Annotated in this window: 15 protein-coding genes; 9 read left to right on the top strand and 6 right to left on the bottom strand. The window is 43.6% G+C overall.

The window, feature by feature from the left end:
- Positions 1 to 63: 63 nt before the first annotated feature.
- The 6 genes from HUS61_RS09530 to HUS61_RS09505 all read left to right on the top strand — a co-directional run bounded on the left by HUS61_RS09530 (position 64) and on the right by HUS61_RS09505 (position 9,328).
- Positions 64 to 468 (top strand): DUF3224 domain-containing protein, encoded by a 405-nt coding sequence (locus HUS61_RS09530; protein WP_175082987.1) that lies wholly within the window; start codon positions 64 to 66, stop codon positions 466 to 468.
- Position 469: 1 nt separating this feature from the next.
- Positions 470 to 649: a DUF4177 domain-containing protein gene (locus HUS61_RS09525; RefSeq protein WP_054554414.1), complete on the top strand. Its 180-nt coding sequence runs from the start codon at positions 470 to 472 to the stop codon at positions 647 to 649.
- Positions 649 to 1,266: a LysE family translocator gene (locus HUS61_RS09520; RefSeq protein ID WP_175082986.1), complete on the top strand. Its 618-nt coding sequence runs from the start codon at positions 649 to 651 to the stop codon at positions 1,264 to 1,266. The genes HUS61_RS09525 and HUS61_RS09520 overlap by 1 nt, the downstream gene beginning before the upstream one ends.
- A gap of 187 nt (positions 1,267 to 1,453) precedes the next feature.
- Entirely contained in the window at positions 1,454 to 4,348 is a 2,895-nt protein-coding gene (locus tag HUS61_RS09515) for a TonB-dependent receptor (protein WP_175082985.1), read from the top strand.
- A 22-nt stretch (positions 4,349 to 4,370) separates the two neighbouring features.
- Positions 4,371 to 8,687, top strand: coding sequence for an alpha-1,6-glucosidase domain-containing protein (locus HUS61_RS09510; RefSeq protein ID WP_175082984.1), 4,317 nt, complete (start codon positions 4,371 to 4,373; stop codon positions 8,685 to 8,687).
- A 98-nt stretch (positions 8,688 to 8,785) separates the two neighbouring features.
- On the top strand, positions 8,786 to 9,328 hold the full coding sequence (locus HUS61_RS09505; RefSeq protein WP_054562834.1) for a PH domain-containing protein: 543 nt from the start codon (positions 8,786 to 8,788) through the stop codon (positions 9,326 to 9,328).
- Here HUS61_RS09505 and HUS61_RS09500 read toward each other — a convergent pair.
- The 3 genes from HUS61_RS09500 to HUS61_RS09490 form a co-directional block, all read right to left on the bottom strand.
- Positions 9,325 to 11,115 carry an alkaline phosphatase gene (locus tag HUS61_RS09500; protein WP_175082983.1) on the bottom strand — a complete coding sequence of 597 codons (1,791 nt, stop codon included), beginning with the start codon at positions 11,113 to 11,115 and terminating at the stop codon, positions 9,325 to 9,327. The genes HUS61_RS09505 and HUS61_RS09500 overlap by 4 nt on opposite strands.
- 62 nt (positions 11,116 to 11,177) lie before the next feature.
- Positions 11,178 to 11,522 (bottom strand): rhodanese-like domain-containing protein, encoded by a 345-nt coding sequence (locus tag HUS61_RS09495; RefSeq protein ID WP_054562833.1) that lies wholly within the window; start codon positions 11,520 to 11,522, stop codon positions 11,178 to 11,180.
- A gap of 1 nt (position 11,523) precedes the next feature.
- A complete protein-coding gene (locus tag HUS61_RS09490; protein WP_054562832.1) occupies positions 11,524 to 11,712 on the bottom strand; it encodes a DUF2892 domain-containing protein in 189 nt (62 codons plus the stop codon).
- Between the two features lie 133 nt (positions 11,713 to 11,845).
- On the opposite strand from HUS61_RS09490, the gene HUS61_RS09485 reads away from it, so the two are divergent.
- Genes HUS61_RS09485 through HUS61_RS09475 form a run of 3 tightly spaced genes read left to right on the top strand, consistent with a single transcriptional unit; the run spans position 11,846 to position 16,494 of the window.
- A complete protein-coding gene (locus HUS61_RS09485) occupies positions 11,846 to 12,148 on the top strand; it encodes a metalloregulator ArsR/SmtB family transcription factor (protein ID WP_062564815.1) in 303 nt (100 codons plus the stop codon).
- 7 nt (positions 12,149 to 12,155) lie between these two features.
- The gene (locus HUS61_RS09480) at positions 12,156 to 15,443 is read left to right on the top strand and encodes an efflux RND transporter permease subunit (RefSeq protein WP_175082982.1); all 3,288 of its coding nucleotides are present in this window, start codon (positions 12,156 to 12,158) and stop codon (positions 15,441 to 15,443) included.
- Complete coding sequence (locus HUS61_RS09475) at positions 15,433 to 16,494, top strand: efflux RND transporter periplasmic adaptor subunit (protein ID WP_175082981.1); 1,062 nt, start codon at positions 15,433 to 15,435, stop codon at positions 16,492 to 16,494. Before HUS61_RS09480 ends, HUS61_RS09475 begins: the two co-directional genes overlap by 11 nt.
- Here the strand turns inward: HUS61_RS09475 and HUS61_RS09470 are convergent.
- Genes HUS61_RS09470 through HUS61_RS09460 form a run of 3 tightly spaced genes read right to left on the bottom strand, consistent with a single transcriptional unit; the run spans position 16,487 to position 18,419 of the window.
- Positions 16,487 to 17,164 carry a nitroreductase family protein gene (locus HUS61_RS09470; RefSeq protein ID WP_055198623.1) on the bottom strand — a complete coding sequence of 226 codons (678 nt, stop codon included), beginning with the start codon at positions 17,162 to 17,164 and terminating at the stop codon, positions 16,487 to 16,489. The two genes, HUS61_RS09475 and HUS61_RS09470, sit on opposite strands and share 8 nt — an antisense overlap.
- A gap of 29 nt (positions 17,165 to 17,193) precedes the next feature.
- Positions 17,194 to 17,556: a DUF5329 domain-containing protein gene (locus tag HUS61_RS09465; protein ID WP_240701518.1), complete on the bottom strand. Its 363-nt coding sequence runs from the start codon at positions 17,554 to 17,556 to the stop codon at positions 17,194 to 17,196.
- Between the two features lie 8 nt (positions 17,557 to 17,564).
- Positions 17,565 to 18,419 carry an endonuclease/exonuclease/phosphatase family protein gene (locus HUS61_RS09460; RefSeq protein WP_175082980.1) on the bottom strand — a complete coding sequence of 285 codons (855 nt, stop codon included), beginning with the start codon at positions 18,417 to 18,419 and terminating at the stop codon, positions 17,565 to 17,567.
- Between the last annotated feature and the right edge of the window lie 123 nt (positions 18,420 to 18,542).

Raw genomic sequence — 18,542 nt, 5'->3', positions numbered from 1 at the left:
GGTGAATAGGGTATAGATATGGTTATCAATGCTCTAAAATTCAACAGTTATTAAGGGATTAGTATGGAATCTACAACGATCAGTGGTCAATTCACTGTAAAATTAAACCCAATTGGTGGCTATGCCACAGGTAAAAATGGCGTAAATTTAGGACGCATGTCGATTGATAAACAGTTTTCAGGTCCATTAGAGGCAACAAGCCAAGGCGAAATGCTCAGTGCCATGACTGCAACTCAGGGCAGTGCAGGTTATGTAGCGATTGAACAGGTCGTCGGTAGCTTAGAAGGTAAGCAAGGCAGTTTTGTGCTGCAACATTTTGGCACTATGGATAAGGGGACTGATCGATTGATTTTAGAAGTGGTGCCTGACTCTGGCGCAGGAGAGCTTGAAGGTCTCTGTGGTAAAATGGCAATTCGAATTGAATCGGGTATTCATCATTATGACTTTGAATACCAACTGATGGACTAACATGCAAAAAGTAGTTGAGTTTAAAAAGAAGCGCTTTTTCGGCGGCATCGATATTGATGCATTAAATCAACGGGTGTTTGAATTAGGTCAAGCTGGCTGGCAAGTGAAAACAATCACCACTGCCACTGGGGTTTATGGTCAGATAACATCCGTTTTATTACTAATTGAGAATAACGAATAATGACACTAACTGAGTGGTTGAGTTTAGTTTTAATTTGCGTGATGGGGGCAATGTCGCCGGGGCCGAGTTTAGCAGTGGTTTTAAAACATAGTTTACATGGCGGTATGAAGAACGGCATGTTAGCGGCGTTGAGCCACGGTATTGGGGTTGGCTTTTATGCATGTGCCTCGTTACTAGGCTTAGGTGCGCTGATGACTCAGTTACCAATGCTTTATCAAGTACTGGTCTATGGTGGTGCAGCCTATCTCGCATATTTGGGTATTCGTATTCTGTTATCTAAACCCAGCTCGCAAACACTGAATGTTGAGCAGACTAAGCCGAGCCCTCGCATCGCACTGCAAGATGGCTTTGCTATTGCCTTTTTAAACCCAAAACTTGCGGTGTTCTTTTTAGCGTTGTTTTCGCAATTTATTGACCCAGAAAACCTGACTTTGCAAGTTGGTTTAATCATGTGTTTAACGGTATTTGTGCTTGATACAGGCTGGTATCTACTTGTTGCACTGTTAACCGAAATATCAAAAAAGCGTTTTGGTTTCACCAAGACAAATCCATGGCTCGAAAAATTGCTAGGGGTGATCTTTATTGCCTTAGCTGTTCGTGTCGTTATTACTCTATAAATCCCTCTATATTGCGATTACATCACTAATAAAAAAGGGTTGTGATCGCTGCTCTCCCCAGTAAGCTCCTATTGCATACGTATTCATCACACAATATTTACCTTTTGGTTACACTTTATTGGTTGTTTTTTGACAACAACAATAACCACAAATACAACACCTCCAACGACAACAGGGTGGAAATCCAATGGGGAAATTCAAGCTAAGTGCGCTTATGCTGGCTTTAGTGGCAGCAAATAGTGCAATAGCGGCGACGGAAGAAGAACGCACATCAGCAAAGGAAATCGATCCTGAGCTAGAAGTAATCGAAGTGCGCGGCTTTAGTCGCAGCTTAATTCAATCATTAAATCAAAAACGCTTTAGCGACACTGTCTCTGAGCAACTATCAGCTGATGACTTAGGGGCATTACCTGATGTGTCTATGGCAGATGCATTAACACGTCTACCGGGGATCTCGGCGGTACGTACCGGTGGCCAAGCTGCCGAAATCAACATTCGCGGTTTATCTGGTGGATTTGTTTTTTCGACATTAAATGGTCGAGAGCAAGTATCTACTAGTGGTAGTCGAAGTATTGAGTTTGACCAGTACCCGTCTGAGTTAATCAGTTCCGCGGCGGTCTACAAGTCGCCTAAGGCATCACTTATTGAAGGGGGCGTAGCTGGGACGGTAGAGCTACAAACAGCCAGCCCATTGGATAACGACCAGCAACACAAATTTACCGCGAATGTGCGCGGTATGTATAACGACCGTGCTTCAGAGGTATTTGATGCCACGGAGTATGGCGATCGTATAAGCTTTTCTTACCAAGGTAAGTTTCTTGACGATACGCTAGGTGTCGCACTGGGTTACGCGCGCTTATTCCAGCCGAGTGTGGCGACTCAGTTTATCGGTTTAGCTTATAACGGTAATAAAGATGTTGATGGGCTAGCAAATGATACCGATGGCCCTGCAGATAACCCTGCTAATGAATACATCAGTGAAGGGTTTGAGCTTCAGCACTTAGGTGGTGAAGAAACCCGTAATGGTTATTTAACCTCAATTGAATGGGTGCCAACCGATAACTTTAAACTAAAAGGGGATGCGTTTTTATCGCGTTTTGATAGCGAATCATTTGCCCGTGGTTTTCGGGTTAAGTTTGGTGGTCCGTCTGCGGTGTATGCTAACCCAGTGCTTGACGGTAATGCGGTGATTGGTGGTGCAATTAATCGCACATCAAATAGCTTTACCCGTGTTGAAATCGTTAATGATGATAACCAAGACTTTGATGAAGTAGACAGCTATGGCATTAATGCCGATTGGCAAGTTACTGAGCGCTTGAATGTTAATGCTGACGTGTCGCTTTCACGTGCGAAAAGTAATTTCCGCAATGGTTTACTTTGGGCATTGGTAGCAGAAGATGCCACCGTTGAGAACCCTGTGTTCGATACCAATGTATCGCTTAACTATCAATTGAACGGCTTAAACTTGCCTGATGTAGGTTTTAACCAAGCCGACGCATTTAGCGATATTGACCGCGTTATGGTCAGTAAATACGGTATTTATCCGTATGAAAATGAAGATGAAGTAAAAGCATTTCGACTCGATTTTAAATATGAGTTAGAGAATAACTGGTTTAGCTCAATTGAATTTGGCGCTCGTTATTCAGACCGTGAGTACAGCAATAATCGCTCTGTATTTGAATACGGTAACGATGGCGCATTTTCTTCGACTCAACCACCGCTTCGTCTTACCGATGACATGACCACCGTAGTTGATTGGCAAGGTGAGTTTAGTTATTTCCCATCATATTTAGCGATAGATTTAGATAAAGCACTCAACGCATGGTTTCCTGATGGAACTCCGCAGCCAGTACAGACCTGGGGTAACGCCGATGGTGTTGTGGATTTAGATGGTGATGGTGAGCCAGATGCGCAAGGCTATACCACTAACTACTCATGGACCATGTTGCAAAGTGGCTCAGTGTATGAAGAAGTAGTGTCAGCCTATCTTATGCTTAACATTGATACCGAAATTGGCTCTCTACCCGTTACAGGTAATATTGGTATTCGCCGAGTAGATACCGATCAGTCAGCGACGGTACTCGAAAACGTCGGTGGCGATCCGCAGCTCGGAGCGCAATATATTGTTGATGACAATGGCATTGTTAACGACCTTTATGCACCAAGCGTGTTAGGCATTAAATACACAGACTACCTGCCTTCATTAAACCTAAACTTTAAAGTGAGTGACGCGACACAAATTCGTTTTGCTGCGGCAAAAGTGATGGCGCGCGCTCCGATTAACCGTTTAGCGGGTGATGCCAGTGCATCGGTTAACAATGACGGCGAAATTAACGGTTCAAGTACTAATAACCCATTCTTAAAACCTTTCTATGCTGATCAGTACGATATCTCCTACGAGCAATACTTTGAAGACACCGATGGTGCACTGGTTGTTGCTGCGTTTTATAAGAATATCGACTCATTCATAGATACGGTAGCCATAGAGAACTTTGACTTTAAGGGTAATGGTTTTAACGTACCAGAATACATTGTTGACCCTGTCAGCGGTGAGCAAATCGAAACCACAAATGGGGTGTACACAACTGCGGTTAACAATGCCAAAGGCGGTTATATTCGCGGTATTGAGCTTGCCTATACGCAAGTTTTCTCTTTCTTACCCTCGCCGTTTGAAGGTTTAGGCATTAACGCCAGTTACTCATATACCGAGAGTGAGGTGCAATCTATTACCGATTTAGGTGGTGATTCTGTGTCGCAAGACTTGCCTGGCCTTTCAAACAATGTCTTTAACGGCACACTTTTTTACAGCTATGAAAACTTTGAAACACGTTTGAATGTGCGTTATCGCGATGATTTCGTTTCAGAGCAAGTTGCTGTCAATGAGCAAGTGGTGAACTTTGATGCGGAAACGGTTGTCGATTTCCAAACGTCGTATCAGTTCACAGATTCATTCGGCATGTTATTACAAGTGAATAACTTAACCGATGAACCAACACAAAGCTACTTTGGAACAACCAGTAAAACAGGCACCACGCAATTTTTTGGTCGTCAGTTTTATCTAGGTTTTACCTATAACCATTGATCAGTAAGCTGGAGATAATAATATGAAAATAATAGCTAATTTTAGCCGCTTACTGATTGCATGTAGCATGGTATTGCTAACTGCATGTGGTGGTGGCGCTAGTAACGATATAGATTCTGGGCAAGTTTTATTGACCTGTAGTGTCCCGCAAGTTCCCAATGAAGCGGGGACTGAGTGTGTTGATCCACCACCGATTAGTTGTCCGGCACCAACGGTACCCGATGAGAATAATGAAAGCTGCGTGGTAGGCGCTGATCCCACTTTGCCTGATCCTGTGGTTTTCCCTGCAGACGACGAAGCCATCTTATTCTATAACCGCACCAGTGATGATGCCTACGAAGGTTATCGATTACACTCATGGAATAACGATGACTGTGATGCGTACGCAGCGCCGTTTGATGCCACTGATTGGGCCAATGGGCATGAATACGATGGTATTGATCCTAACTATGGCGCGTACTGGATTGTAAAACTAAAAGAAGGTTACAACGAGTGTGCTAACTTCATCGTGCATATTGGTACTGAAGGTTCTGGCAAAGCGTTTGGTGATGTTGATTTAAAAATGCCATTGATGCAGGACGATGAAAAGTTCCAACGTATGAACTTTACCATTCATGGTGAACCATCAGTATTTGAATATCCAATTGTTAGCTTAGGTGAGCGCCCGGTGAGTATTTCTGGTGCTTCAGCGCATTGGATTGATTTATCAACTGTGATTTACCAGCCAAGTAATGAGCTGACAAGCATCATTAAATTACACTCATCAAACAGTGCAGATTTAGCTGTCGATGAAGATACCGGTGAGTTAAATGGTCAAGTGGTTGAGCTTACATCGACATCTTTGAGCGATGAACAAGTCGCTAAAGTGCCGCACCTTGCTGGATGGAATGCATACCAAGGTAACTGGGATGCAGCCGCTGCAAAAGAGCTTATTAAACAACAACTGGTTGTGGCAGGCTATGATGCTGATGGCAAGCTAACAGAAGCCACTTATGTGCAAACCGCTAAAGCCCTTGATGACTTATACACCAGTGGCGAAAGTGACGCTAATGAAGCACAACTAGGTGTGCATTACGCCAATAATGGCATTGATGTGTCGGTATGGGCACCGACTGCAAGCAATATGAAATTAGCGCTTTATGATGCTAATAAAACAGAGCTTGAACAACTTGCTATGACCTTTGATAGCGCAACGGGTATTTGGTCTAGCAATGTCGATATCAGTCACGATCGTCATTACTACCGCTTTATGTTTGATGTTTATCACCCGGCGACTAAGCAAATTGAAAGCTTATGGAGCACAGACCCCTATTCATTAAACGTTTCAACCAATGGTTTATATAGCCAATTGATTAACCTTGATGACGAAGATACTAAACCGACCGGTTGGGATGAGCGTATGGTGCCAACAGTTGATTACCCTGAGCAAGCGGTCATTTACGAAGGTCATGTGCGTGATTTTAGTGTACGTGATGAAACCGTCAGTGAAGCAAACCGTGGTAAGTATCTTGCGTTTACTGAGCTTGATAGTGCACCAATGCAACATCTCAAAAAGCTGGCAGATAATGGCTTAACCCATTTCCATTTACTACCACTGACAGATATTGGCACCATTGATGAAGATGCCAGTCAGCGTGTTGATATCACTGCGACCTTAGGTGATTTATGTAGCCGCATTGACGATGATGCCGATGCATGTAAAACCGAAGATAAGAGTGCATTGATAGTTGATTTAATGGCGTCATATCTACCAGGCTCTGATGATGCTCAAGCACTTGCTAATGCAATGCGTGGTGTTGATAGCTTTAACTGGGGTTATGATCCGCATCATTTTATTGCGCCTGAAGGCTCTTACGCTTCATCGCCTGAAGGTATTGCACGAGTCAAAGAAACGCGTGCGATGATCCAGTCTTTACAAGAAATTGGTTTACGTGTCGTGCTTGATGTTGTTTACAACCACACGACCTCATCAGGTGTTTGGGATAAATCAGTCTTCGATAAACTGGTACCAGGTTATTACCACAGATATAACGAAACATCCGGCGATATTGAGCGCTCAACCTGTTGTGAAAATACCGCGACTGAGCATGTCATGATGGATAAGTTTGTTGCTGATTCTATGGTGATCCTAGCTCGTGACTTTGGTTACGATAGCTTCCGCTTTGATGTGATGGGGCATATGCCAAAAGCATCAATTATGACCGCGCTTAGTGCAGTACAAGCGGTTGACCCTGATACCTACTTTTACGGTGAAGGGTGGAACTTTGGTGAAGTCGCTGATAACCGTTTATTTGTGCAAGCTAAACAAATGGATATGGCAGGCACTGAAGTAGGCACCTTTAATGACCGTATCCGTGAAGCAATTCGTGGTGGTGCATTCTTTAGCAATAATGCCACAGATGGCAATTTATCTGAGCAAGATACGTTGCGTTTATCACTGGCAGGTAACTTACAAAACTACATTCTTAAAGACTTTAAAGGTAATTCAGCAAAAGGCAGTAGCTTTAGTTGGAGTGGTCAGCCTGCGGCTTATGCACTCGATCCGGCTGACAGCATTAACTATGTCTCTAAGCATGATAACGAAACATTGTGGGATCAGCTGCAATATAAACATGGCACTAACTTAAGTATTGAAGAGCGTGTGCGTGTTCACAATATGGCTTTAGCTATGCCGCTGATGAGCCAAGGTATTCCATTTATGCAAATGGGTGCTGATCTGCTGCGTTCTAAATCAATGGATCGTAACAGCTATGATTCTGGTGATTGGTTCAACTTTGTTGATTTCAGTAAAGAAACCAATAACTGGAATGTAGGCCTACCTCCTGCGCAAGATAACCAAGCGAAGTGGGGCGAAATTGCACCTATTTCGGCAAATACGAATGCGCAAGCGATGGCTAGCGACATTGAATACGCAAGTAATGTATTTACTGAGTTCTTAGCAATTCGTAGTGCCAGCCCATTATTTAGTTTAACCACAGAGCAAGACATCTTAGACCGCGTTGGCTTCCACAATATTGGTAAGCGTCAACAGCAAGGCTTAGTCGTGATGAGTATCGATGATGGTGTTGGTTTGACTGATCTAGATAGCCAATACGATGCCATTGTCGTAGTGATGAACGGCACTGAGCAAAGCTTATCGCATACGGTATCAACGGCTGCGGGTTTTGAGCTTCATCCTGTTTTAAAAGCAAGTGTTGACTCAAGTATGTCAGCGGCAAGCTTTATAGCTGGTGAAGGCGAAGGTACCTTTAATGTTCCGCCATATACTGTTGCTGTGTTTGTGAAACCACAAGGTGATGCACAAGGTGAAGGCTTAAGTGCCGATGCGACTGTGGGTGCGCCAGATATTGTGCCGTTTGGTAGCACAACAGTTTATGTTCGTGGCTCGTTAAATGACTGGGGTACGGCAAATAGCTTTGAATATGTAGGTAATGGCGAGTACAAAATTGCGATTCCTCTAACAGCCGGTAGCTATGAATTTAAAGTGGCTTCTGAAGATTGGTCTACCGTTGATTTTGGTGCGCTTTCTGCCGATGTTGCTGAAGTGATCGAAGGCGAAGATGAGCCATTGACACGCAGTGGTGCCAATATGACCTTTACGGCGGCAATGGATGCTATTTATGTATTCTCATTCGATGCCACAGACAGCGATAACCCAGTGCTTAAGGTCTATAACGAAGAGCCATTTGTTGGCACTGCAATTTATGTACGTGGTAGCTTAAACGATTGGGGTACCAGTGATGAGTTGATGTATCAAGGTAAAGGTGTTTACACCTTCACTAAACAGTTAACTGCGGGTAGCTATGAGTTTAAAGTGGCCTCTGAAGATTGGAACACGGTGGATTATGGTTCAGGTGAAAGTAGTGCAGCGGTTACAGTAGGTACTGAAAAACTACTCGCAGTAAAAGGCGCAAATATGACAATGGATATTGCAAGTGATGGTCAATATCAGTTTGTGTTTGATGCCAGTAACCTTGAAGAACCACTTATGACTGTATTCAATGCAGAAATGTTTGGCGAAACTCAAGTGTACTTACGTGGTAGCGTAAATGATTGGAGCACAGATAATCCACTGATTTATGCTGGTGATGCGATGTACAGTACCACCATGACATTAGAAGCTGGTGACTATGAGTTCAAAGTCGCTTCTGAAGACTGGAATACGGTGGATTACGGTGGCAGTGGTGATGCCCCTGTTGCTGTGCTTGGCGAAGCGGCTTTACTAGAAGCCGTTGGCGCCAATATCGCTCTGAGTATTGCAGCTGCTGGCGATTATCGTTTTATAGTGCAAGGACCTGATCTGAGTAAACTAACAGTGACGGTTGAAGCAGTGGAATAGCTTTCCCTGCAGTACCCTTAAGCCGGGCTTTGCTCGGCTTTTTTTGTATTTAATGAAAAGTTTGTATACTGTCATAACTCTCTATCAAGGAGCTTATGATGACAGAAACCAGTTTAACGAGTGCTAGCTTTGATCCAAAAGTAAAACAATATTGGTTATTACTGGGTATTTTTACCTGTGTGATTAGTATGGTAGGGATCCCTTTCATTCCGATAGTTGCGTTAATAATCTGGCTGGTGGCAGGGCGTATTTTAGCGGCGATGTCAGCCACATTGTTAACGCGTAAGTTAGTGGTAAAACGTGGTGTCTTCTTTAAAGAAGAAAAATCGATCCCACTTGAAAAAATAACCGATGTAGCACTAAGCCAAGGTCCTTTAATGCGTCAATTTGGTCTTTATAGACTGAGCTTTGAAACGGCAGGTCAATCAGGACAAGGTGCATTGGTATCATTGCTCGGAGTGGTTGATGCTGAGAAGTTTCGCGAAGCAATCTTGAAACAAAAAGATGAAATGACTCAAAGCAGCAGTGCTAAGGTTGAACATCAACCTGAAGATACTCAGTTAGAACTGCTGCGCTCACTTACCTACAGCGTAAAAAACATTGAGCAAATGTTAGTTACGCTATTAGATGAAAAACGTTAAGCCATTTGTAAAGTAGGGCTACCAGCTTGTACGCTGAGCGCATTTTGACGCTCGTTAAGCAGTGTGTAATCGGCTGTTTTAACGCTACTTACATAATGCCACTGGGCAAGCGCTTGCTGTTGAGTAAAGGTGACCGTTAAGTAGCCTCGTTCAACTAAGTTGTTGTATGCTAAGTCGTTAATCAGTAATGCAATAACTTGCTCAATTTGTGCGACAGCCTCACTCGATTGCGTATTTAACGCTAAGTAGTTTTCAAGGCCCGGAGAAGAAACTGACGATGTGGCAAATTCAACACCAGCTGCAGCTTTAGCTGAAACAGGGTTGCTTGCATCAGTGACTAATTGTCCTGCCCAGCTGTTATGCGTATCACCCGCTAAAACCACCAAGTTCTTTTGCGCTGCAATTGCAGTCCCAAGTATTACTTCTCGTTCATAAGCATAGCCATCCCATGCATCAAGATTATAAGGCGCTGTTGTTTCTACGCGTGCTCGCTGCTCACTAGTAACCGTTGGATCGCCAGCTAATATACGTCCTTTAATTTGCGCAAGCTCACTAAATAGCGTGTTTGCTTGAGCAAGTAATGCAGATGGGTCAGCACCGCTAGCTTGAGTTACTTGAATATTCATAAGTAACTGCAAAATCTCAAATGGCAAATGCATTTTGGTCATCAGCACTTGTTGCCCAAGTACTTGCCATTGTGTTGTTGCTGTCGTTAAACCATCAGTCAGCCATGTAAGTTGCTCGTTACCTAATAGAGCACGAGTAGGAGAGCTAATTGCTGCAACAAAGTCAGTTTGTCCTTGGCTGCTGGTTAAGTCGAAATCCGCATAATTAACTTGCTCGTCGCGCGCTAAAACACGGGTATCGAGCATGTGTAATGAAACTAAATTACCAAACTCAAAGCGTCGATAAATACGTTCTTTATCGGCAACATTACGGATAGGCATCCATTCAAAGTAGGCTTGTAGCGCATGCATTTTGCGCTCGCTAAATTCACCTTCGCCGTCGTTGTGATTTTCAGCGCCACTGCGCCATGTATCATTAGTTATTTCATGGTCGTCCCAAACAGTAATAAATGCACAATGACTATGGGCAGCTTGCAAGTTATCGTCTTTACGATAATGGGCGTAACGTTTGCGATAATCCGCTAAAGAAATGATTTCATCGCTATTGTCATCAGGTAATAAACGGCCAAGTTCGGCGGCATCTTCAGTGGCATAACCTGTATTACCGTATTCATAGATGTAGTCACCTAAGTGCAGTACTGCATCTAAATCGGTTTGTTTTGCGATTTCACCATACACATGGAAGTAGCCTGCAGGATAGTTAGCGCAAGAGACAACGGCAAATTTTACTTGTTCTATGTTGTCGGTTGGAAGTGTTTTACCTGCTCCAGTGGGTGAGGTTTTACCATTACTTATGAAGCGGTAGTAATAGGTGGTGTTGGCATCGAGACCTTGCAGATCAACTTTTAAGGTGAAGTCAGTTGCATCGCTTATCTGTGTTTCGCCATCATGGCTAATGGTTGTAAAGTTAGCATCTGTTGAGGCTTGCCAAACTACGTTAACACTCGTGACGTTTTCAAGAGGTGTTATGCGAGTCCAAATAATGAGACTGTCGGCGAGCGGGTCGCCACTGGCAACACCGTGATCAAAGCTAACAGGGATTTGCTTTGTAGTTTCGTCATCATCGTCATTTAGACTACAGCCCGTTAAACCAAAAGATAAAACGGCGGCTCCAAAACCAGCCGCCGATGCTTTTAAAAAGCGTCTGCGCGTAAAAGTCATTGCTCTGTACCTATAAGTAGAAAAGTACGAGCTTATCCGACCAGTGTTACTGTTCTATGAAGTTAAAACACCTGACAAATTTGTTCGGCATTACAGGTGATTACAGTGACATTTTCGTAGCCAACACGAGTCAGTGCTTCGGCACTGAGTGTGGCGCGGGCACTACTTGCACAGTGTAAGTAAATGGGTCTTGCAGGATCTTTTTCAATTTCCATTAATTTCATTTCAAGTACACCACGTGGGATATTAATTGCACCAGTTGCTGCTTTAGTTGCGTGCTCAGCAGGTTCTCGTACGTCTATTAATAAACCGTGGTTTTCGCTTAATTCTTGTTTTGCTTGGTCAGCGCTAATACGGCGCTGGTTTGGGGCAATAATTTTCATTAAGTCAGGAATTGGGGTCAGCATACTAATCCTCCATGCCAAGTTTGCGTAAAATGGTGATCATTGGGCACCACTTAGTGAATGCCGATTGAATTAAGTTTAGAGCAATAAATACCGTAAACCAAATCCACAGCGGACTGTGAAACTGTTGTAGCAACAATGAAATACAGATCATTACACCAGCAATTAAGCGAAGCGCGTCATTTAGTTTCATAATAAGACCTCGATAACAGAGTGATGTATTTAATATATTAGATAATACTACATTAGTAAATTCTAATATTAGACTTTTCTAATATATCAATCTATACTTTAGCGGTATTTTAAGAATATAGAGTAGTGTGATTATGAACATCGATTTTGCGGCTATGGCCGACAATGTGGAACAAGCAGAGCAAATGCTAAAGATATTGGCGAATAAAAATCGTTTGATGATCTTATGTTCGCTGCAAGATGGTGAAATGAGCGTGAGCGAATTAAACGAAGCTGTGCCATTGGCGCAGTCAGCATTATCGCAACACTTAGCGGCGCTGAGAAAAGTTCAGATAGTTGCGACTCGACGTGAAAGCCAAACTATCTATTATCGCGTGGTCGATAAAAGTGTTATGGCAATCCTTGAAACCCTTCATGGTTTATTTTGCAAAAGGTAGTTAAGCAATGAATGCTATCGATAATGCAGTAAAAAACAGCTTGAGCGGCCGCCTCCCCGTCATTATTTTTATTATGTCGGTGCTGCTTGGTTTAATGGCATTAAAGCAAACCCCTCGTGAAGAAGAGCCGCAAATTGTGGTTCCTATGCTTGATATATATGTGGCAGCGCCAAACGTCGAAGCGCCAGAAGTAGCAAGGCTAGTAACTGAACCATTGGAGAAGTTATTAGCGCAATTGACGGGCGTTGAGCATATTTACTCGACTACACAAAGTAATGCTGCTGTTGTCACTCTTCGCTTTGAAGTTGGTCACGACCGTGAGCAAGCCATTCTCGACACTTACGCTAAACTCTATAGCTATCAACACACGATGGCGTCAGTGATCAGCTCATGGCAAATACGTCCGGTTGAAGTGAACGATGTACCCATTGTGATGCTGGGCTTATTTAGTAAAGATCCAAAACTTTACGATGACTATCAACTAACCCGCTTTGCTAACGAAATCGCTAACAGTTTACAGCGCATCGAAAATACCAGCGAAGTGAAAGTGATTGCAGGTAGAACTCGTCAATTAACGATTAACCTTGATGCAAGTGCCCTTGCTGCACATCAAACAACCCTTACTGATGTGTATTATGCGCTTAGCGTATCTAACCAATTAGTGAATGTGGGCAGCGTTGTTGAGGGTAAGCAGCAAATCGCCTTACAAGTGGGTGATGTTTTACGCTCTCAATCTGCGATTGAACGGCTTGTTGTCAATGTGGTTAATGGTAAGAGTGTTTACCTAAGTGATGTCGCCGAGGTGAGTGATGGGCCAAGCGAAGCACAAAGTTATCAATGGTTGGCTAAATCAGATAATCAGCAACAACTTCCTTTAGTCACAATTAGTGTCGCTAAACAAGCAGGTACCAATGCGGTAGCTGTAGCCAATGAAGTGCACAGCATGATGGATAGCTTATCGGCTAATCTACTACCAGATGAACTGGGCTACACCGTACTGCGTGACTATGGCCAAACCGCGAATGAAAAAGTAAATAACCTTACATCGAGCTTAGTGTTTGCGGTATTTACCGTGGTTATTTTTGTTGGCGTATTTTTAGGTTGGCGACCAGCGATTGTTGTGGGGCTAGCGGTACCTATTTGCTACGGCATCACCCTGACACTTGATTTTGCCTTTGGCTATACGATTAACCGAGTCACGCTGTTTGCATTAATACTTTCTTTAGGTCTATTGGTTGATGATCCCATTACTGGGATAGACAACATAAGTCGCTTTTTAACAAAAAAAGGCGATAAAAAACAACGCATAGTTGATGCCATGAGCGAAATTCGTGTGGCGCTGTTTATGTCTACATTGACCATTATGGTGGCATTTATCCCACTTGCGTTTATCACCGGCATGATGGGGCCGTATATGGCACCGATGGCATTCAATGTGCCGGTCAGTGTGATGGTTTCAACCATAGTGGCATTTTTTGTTACGCCATGGTTAGCCATGAAATTACTTAAAGCGCCAGTCGATGACAGCATGCAACTAGAAGCTAATCCCCATAGCTTATATGAGCGCATATTGTCACCATTACTTGAGTCTAAAGGCCGCGCCAAACTCGTTCTATGGACCACATTAGCTTTGTTTGTCGCCAGTGCCATGCTACCCGTAATGCGTGCAGTACCTCTAAAGCTATTACCGTTTGATAATAAAAACGAGTTGCAAGTTTTAATTGATATGCCAGAAGGCACAAGCCTTGAGCAAACCGCCGCTTTCACTCGACAAGTACAAACCATCACTTGGCAATTAAATGAAGTAAGCGAGGCGGCAGCCTACGTTGGTCAGCCATCAAGCATGGACTTTAATGGCATGGTGCGTGGCTATTATCGACGTGAAGCTGCTAATTTAGCTGAGCTCAGAGTATTACTGCTCGATAAAACTGAGCGTGATCATCAATCTCATGGCGTGGTCATGCGCTTGCGAGCGGCATTAGCGCCACTGGCAACCGATGGCATTGTAATTAAAGTGGTTGAAGTGCCACCAGGTCCGCCGGTTTTAAGTACCTTAGTGGCCGAAGTTTACAGTGAGCCATTTGTTGATACAGGCACTCACTATCAAGCAGCCCTTGCCGTTGCAGCAAGGTTAAAACAAGAGCCGCATGTGGTTGAGGTTGATACTAGTATTGCTGCCAATGCGCCGTTACAACGTTTTGTTACTGATAAAAGTAAAGCATCATTGTCGGCGGTGTCTACGCAAGATATTGCCCAGACCTTAGCCATTGCCTCGCATGGGCAAAATGTTGGGGTGTTATATGTTAGCGGCGAAACAGATCCTGTCGATATTAAACTGCAACTACCATATCAAGACCGTAACCAATTTGCTCAATTGCTGGCATTACAAGTGCGTGGCGATAGGGAGCTTGCAAAAACTAGTGACGAATTTGGGCTGCAAAGTGCACCGCGTCCGCTGGTGGCGCTATCTGAGTTAGGTGAATTTCAGCATCAAGAGGTTGCCAAGCCAATTATGCGTAAAGATCAGCGTAATGTTGTATATGTTATGGCTGAGCTAAATGGCCGTACACCCGCTGAAATTATTGCTGACGTTAATGCCGACTTAGGCATCAGCGCTGACGAATTTAGCCAAACAGATTGGCAAAGTAGGCACTTTTTCAATAATGGTGGTGGCCAAGCTTGGCAATTACCTGCTGGCACTGACGTGACCTTTAGTGGTGAAGGTGAATGGCGAATTACCATTGATGTATTCAGAGATATGGGTATTGCGTTTGCGTTTGCGCTCACTGCAATTTTCATCATCTTACGCATTCAAACAAACTCTGCGAGTTTGTCACTGATCATCATGTCGGCTATTCCATTAACCGTAATAGGGATCATGCCGGGCTTTTGGCTATTAAATCAATTTGGAGAGCGCACTATTGCAGGTGCTCCAGAGCCGGTGCTATTCACCGCAACAGCCATGATCGGCATGATTGCACTTGCCGGTATTGTGGTTCGTAACTCACTTATTTTAGTTGAGTTTATTAATCAAGCTCGTGACCAAGGTATGGCAATTAAGCAAGCTTTAATCGCCGCAGGTACGGTGCGTATGCGCCCTGTGTTACTCACAGCGGGAACCACCTTATTAGGTAACTTGGTGATCACCCTAGATCCGGTATTTAGCGGTCTAGCGATCGCAATTATTTTTGGTATTGTGGCATCAACATTGTTCTCATTATTTGTTGTGCCGCTGGTTTATTATTTAGTGTTTGCAAAGGATGCAGCCAAAGAGGAACAAGCTCATGCAGGGTAAATCAAAACTTATTGGTTCAATTGTCGCGTTATCAGTGATTATTGTGGCGGTACTTTACATGGCGGGCAGTTTTTCTGATAAGCAAGCTGCAGGCATGAAAAACCCATCAGCAAATGATTACACTGGTCAGTTAGTGACAGTGACACTGGCAAATATTGCTCGTGATGAAGTTGTACCGGGCACCGTGATTGCAAAACAAAATACGCAAATCTCTTCTCGTGTAATGGCACAAGTTGAGCGTTTAAATGTACGCGCTGGCGATACTGTAAAACAAGGTGACGTGCTAATTACCTTGCAGCAAGATGACTTTAAAGCTGGGCTTGCTCAAAGCGAAGCACAAATAAATGCTATTAATGCCTCGCTGACTCAAGCCGAGAAACAACTAAAGCGTATTAACGATTTATACAAGCAAGGCTTGGTATCTGTTAGCGAATACGACGATGCAAAAGCAAGGTTCGATAACTTAACAGCGAACCTAGCGATTGCTAAGCAGCAGCAAACACAAGCGCAAGTTGCACTGAGTTTTACGCAAATTAAAGCGCCGATTTCAGGTGTCGTGGTTGAGCGTTTTGCAGAGCCTGGCGATACCGCAACTCCTGGCACGCCATTACTCGCACTGTATAACCCACAACAATTGCAATTAGCATTTAATGTCAGAGAACAACAAGCAATTAAGCTGAATGTTGGTCAAACTCTAACGGTTAAACTACCTGCTTTATCTACGTCAATGCCTGCCACAGTGACAGAAATTGTGCCTGTTGCTGATAGTGCTGCGCGTAGTATGGAAATCCGTTTAGAAACAGATGCGCAAACTGGGTTAATGCCTGGGCTTTATGCGCAATTACAATTACCGCTCGCTACTGAAAAAGGAGTGTTGATTGAGTCAAGTTGGGTGCACCAATATGGCCAATTGAGTATGGTCTATTTACTTGAAAATAATCAGATAGTGCGCCGCTATGTGCGCCTCGGCGAAATGCTCGATGGCAAGCAGCACATCGTTTCAGGTTTAAACCCAGGTGATGTGCTGGCTGTTGATTTTAAAACTAAATAAAGGTCGCTATTTCGTCTAGCGACTTTTTCACTAAGGCATGCTCAGGGATGGTTGCATCTGTGCCTGGGTAGCCTGCAATAAGTAGCATATAAGGGCGCTCATTATCTTTATCACGGCCACAAATTTCGGTTAAAAAACTCATTGGTTTTGGTGTATGCGTAAGGGTTGCAAGGCCAGCTCTGTGTAGTGCTTGAATTAAAAAGCCGGTTGCTAGGCCAACAGATTCATGAACATAGTAATTGGTATTTTTGTCATCGGCAGAAATACCGCCTTTCTTTTGACTAAACACGGCAATTAGCCAAGGTGCATGTTCAAGGTAGGGCTTACTGGCATCGGTGCCAAGTGGTTTTAAGGCATCTAACCATTCTTCACCTGCGCGACCTTCATAAAATGAGCGCTCTAGTTTTTCAGCGGCTTCTCGAATTTGTTTTTTCACATCGCTGCTGTGTATTGCTACAAAGTGCCAAGGTTGATGATTGGCACCGCTCGGTGCAGTGCCAGCCGCTCTAATACAGGTTTCGATTATTTCTTTTGGCACTGGGCGGTCGCTAAAGCTGCGAATACTGTGGCGACGCTGACTCACGGCTAAAAACTCTTCGGCGCGTTTTAGCATCTCGTCATGAGGGTACTCAATAAAGTCATTGAGTGGCTGATTTTTGTGTTCTTGCATGGCTTTTCGCTTCTTGTGTGTTGATGATTTTAATTATGAATATGTTGGTTTCGGCGGTACTCTTTTAATTCATTGCTCAACCAATCTTTTGCATTGAGTAACGACCCATTGCTGAGTCTTACTTTATAGGGCTTACCGCTCCATGAGCTTTTACTCGCTAGGTTTTCGATAAATTTTTCGGCAGTTTTTGCATAGCGGGTCGCTTTTCGATACTTCATAGCAAGGTGTTCGGCAGCATCTTGGCTTGAGTGCTCTGTGCCGTTGCGAATAAATACAGCATCGCTTTTAGCAACAAAATCAATGAGGTGATTTATCTCTTGTTCTGGGGTGGCTGCATCACTGAATTGGCTAATGCTCAATAATATTAACGCGATAAACCAATATCCTCTCATACATAATCTCATAGCGTTTGATGCTCTATCGTCAGGGTTGCAATAATTGGGTTATGATCTGAGCTTGCAAGCTCAGGTACAACGGTAGTTTCTATTTTGACACCACGCACCCATACTTGGTCAAGTGCTAATCCAAATGCTTTGGTACGTTTATCATCTAAATAGATAGCTTCGTACAAACCTAGCTGAGTCAATGTTTGCTGTAATAACGCTTGGCGCTCATCACTCCAGGTATTGAGATCACCGGCAAATACAATAGGGCCCTTATGCGTTTGCATAATAGCGGCGGCATCGTCTAGCTGTTGTTTAAAGTCACTAACGCCAAAAGTAAAGTTAATGGCATGCAGGTTAATACTCAGTAATAACTGTTGTTCAGGCAGCGCATACTCCACAATATTGGTGGCTTTTGGGCTACGTAGCCAAGGCTCTTTATGAGTGAGTGTACAATGCACAGTAGCTGGCCAGCGGCTGAGTGTCATAACCCCAGATTGCACGCCGCCACTCTTATACCCTTTAGCAAAGCGCCAGTACGGTTTTAGCTTTGTAAGCGAAGGTTCTTTGATAGCTTCTTGTAGTAACACAATATCAGCATCGGCATTTAGCTTTTGCAAATCTGTGAGTAAGCCATCTATTTGTGCTTTGTAGATATTCCAACTCAATAACTTGAACTGATAGGGCAAAATATAATGCTCAGCATAAGTTTGCATGCGGCTTTGCGCTAATTGCTGTTGGCAATTAGCAAGGTTCACAGCGGTTTTGGTTATACCTTGTTGCTCATCAGAGCTAGGATCGCTTGAAAAGCTATACCAAGACAGCACACTCAAACACACAAGTAATAAAAATATACGCAGATATGCCGTCATAATGACCTTTAGTTACTTTTCTCAAGAGTTAGTCGTCGATAGCCCCAGTTTAGTTCAAAGGCTAAATGTTAGAAACTGTAGTATTTCCTACAATTTCTATACGCTTTCTTACCCAAAATGAGT

The organism is Pseudoalteromonas sp. 0802, assembly GCF_013350085.1.
Classification (GTDB): domain Bacteria; phylum Pseudomonadota; class Gammaproteobacteria; order Enterobacterales; family Alteromonadaceae; genus Pseudoalteromonas.
This window is presented reverse-complemented; position numbering and strand designations above follow the sequence as displayed.

What these genes read in the sequence shown, in the direction of transcription:
- HUS61_RS09530 (WP_175082987.1), top strand. Translation starts at nt 64, where the DNA reads ATGGAATCTACAACGATCAGTGGTCAATTCACTGTAAAATTAAACCCA.
- HUS61_RS09525 (WP_054554414.1), top strand. Translation starts at nt 470, where the DNA reads ATGCAAAAAGTAGTTGAGTTTAAAAAGAAGCGCTTTTTCGGCGGCATC.
- HUS61_RS09520 (WP_175082986.1), top strand. Translation starts at nt 649, where the DNA reads ATGACACTAACTGAGTGGTTGAGTTTAGTTTTAATTTGCGTGATGGGG.
- HUS61_RS09515 (WP_175082985.1), top strand. Translation starts at nt 1,454, where the DNA reads ATGGGGAAATTCAAGCTAAGTGCGCTTATGCTGGCTTTAGTGGCAGCA.
- HUS61_RS09510 (WP_175082984.1), top strand. Translation starts at nt 4,371, where the DNA reads ATGAAAATAATAGCTAATTTTAGCCGCTTACTGATTGCATGTAGCATG.
- HUS61_RS09505 (WP_054562834.1), top strand. Translation starts at nt 8,786, where the DNA reads ATGACAGAAACCAGTTTAACGAGTGCTAGCTTTGATCCAAAAGTAAAA.
- HUS61_RS09500 (WP_175082983.1), bottom strand. Translation starts at nt 11,115, where the DNA reads ATGACTTTTACGCGCAGACGCTTTTTAAAAGCATCGGCGGCTGGTTTT.
- HUS61_RS09495 (WP_054562833.1), bottom strand. Translation starts at nt 11,522, where the DNA reads ATGCTGACCCCAATTCCTGACTTAATGAAAATTATTGCCCCAAACCAG.
- HUS61_RS09490 (WP_054562832.1), bottom strand. Translation starts at nt 11,712, where the DNA reads ATGAAACTAAATGACGCGCTTCGCTTAATTGCTGGTGTAATGATCTGT.
- HUS61_RS09485 (WP_062564815.1), top strand. Translation starts at nt 11,846, where the DNA reads ATGAACATCGATTTTGCGGCTATGGCCGACAATGTGGAACAAGCAGAG.
- HUS61_RS09480 (WP_175082982.1), top strand. Translation starts at nt 12,156, where the DNA reads ATGAATGCTATCGATAATGCAGTAAAAAACAGCTTGAGCGGCCGCCTC.
- HUS61_RS09475 (WP_175082981.1), top strand. Translation starts at nt 15,433, where the DNA reads ATGCAGGGTAAATCAAAACTTATTGGTTCAATTGTCGCGTTATCAGTG.
- HUS61_RS09470 (WP_055198623.1), bottom strand. Translation starts at nt 17,164, where the DNA reads ATGCAAGAACACAAAAATCAGCCACTCAATGACTTTATTGAGTACCCT.
- HUS61_RS09465 (WP_240701518.1), bottom strand. Translation starts at nt 17,556, where the DNA reads ATGAGAGGATATTGGTTTATCGCGTTAATATTATTGAGCATTAGCCAA.
- HUS61_RS09460 (WP_175082980.1), bottom strand. Translation starts at nt 18,419, where the DNA reads ATGACGGCATATCTGCGTATATTTTTATTACTTGTGTGTTTGAGTGTG.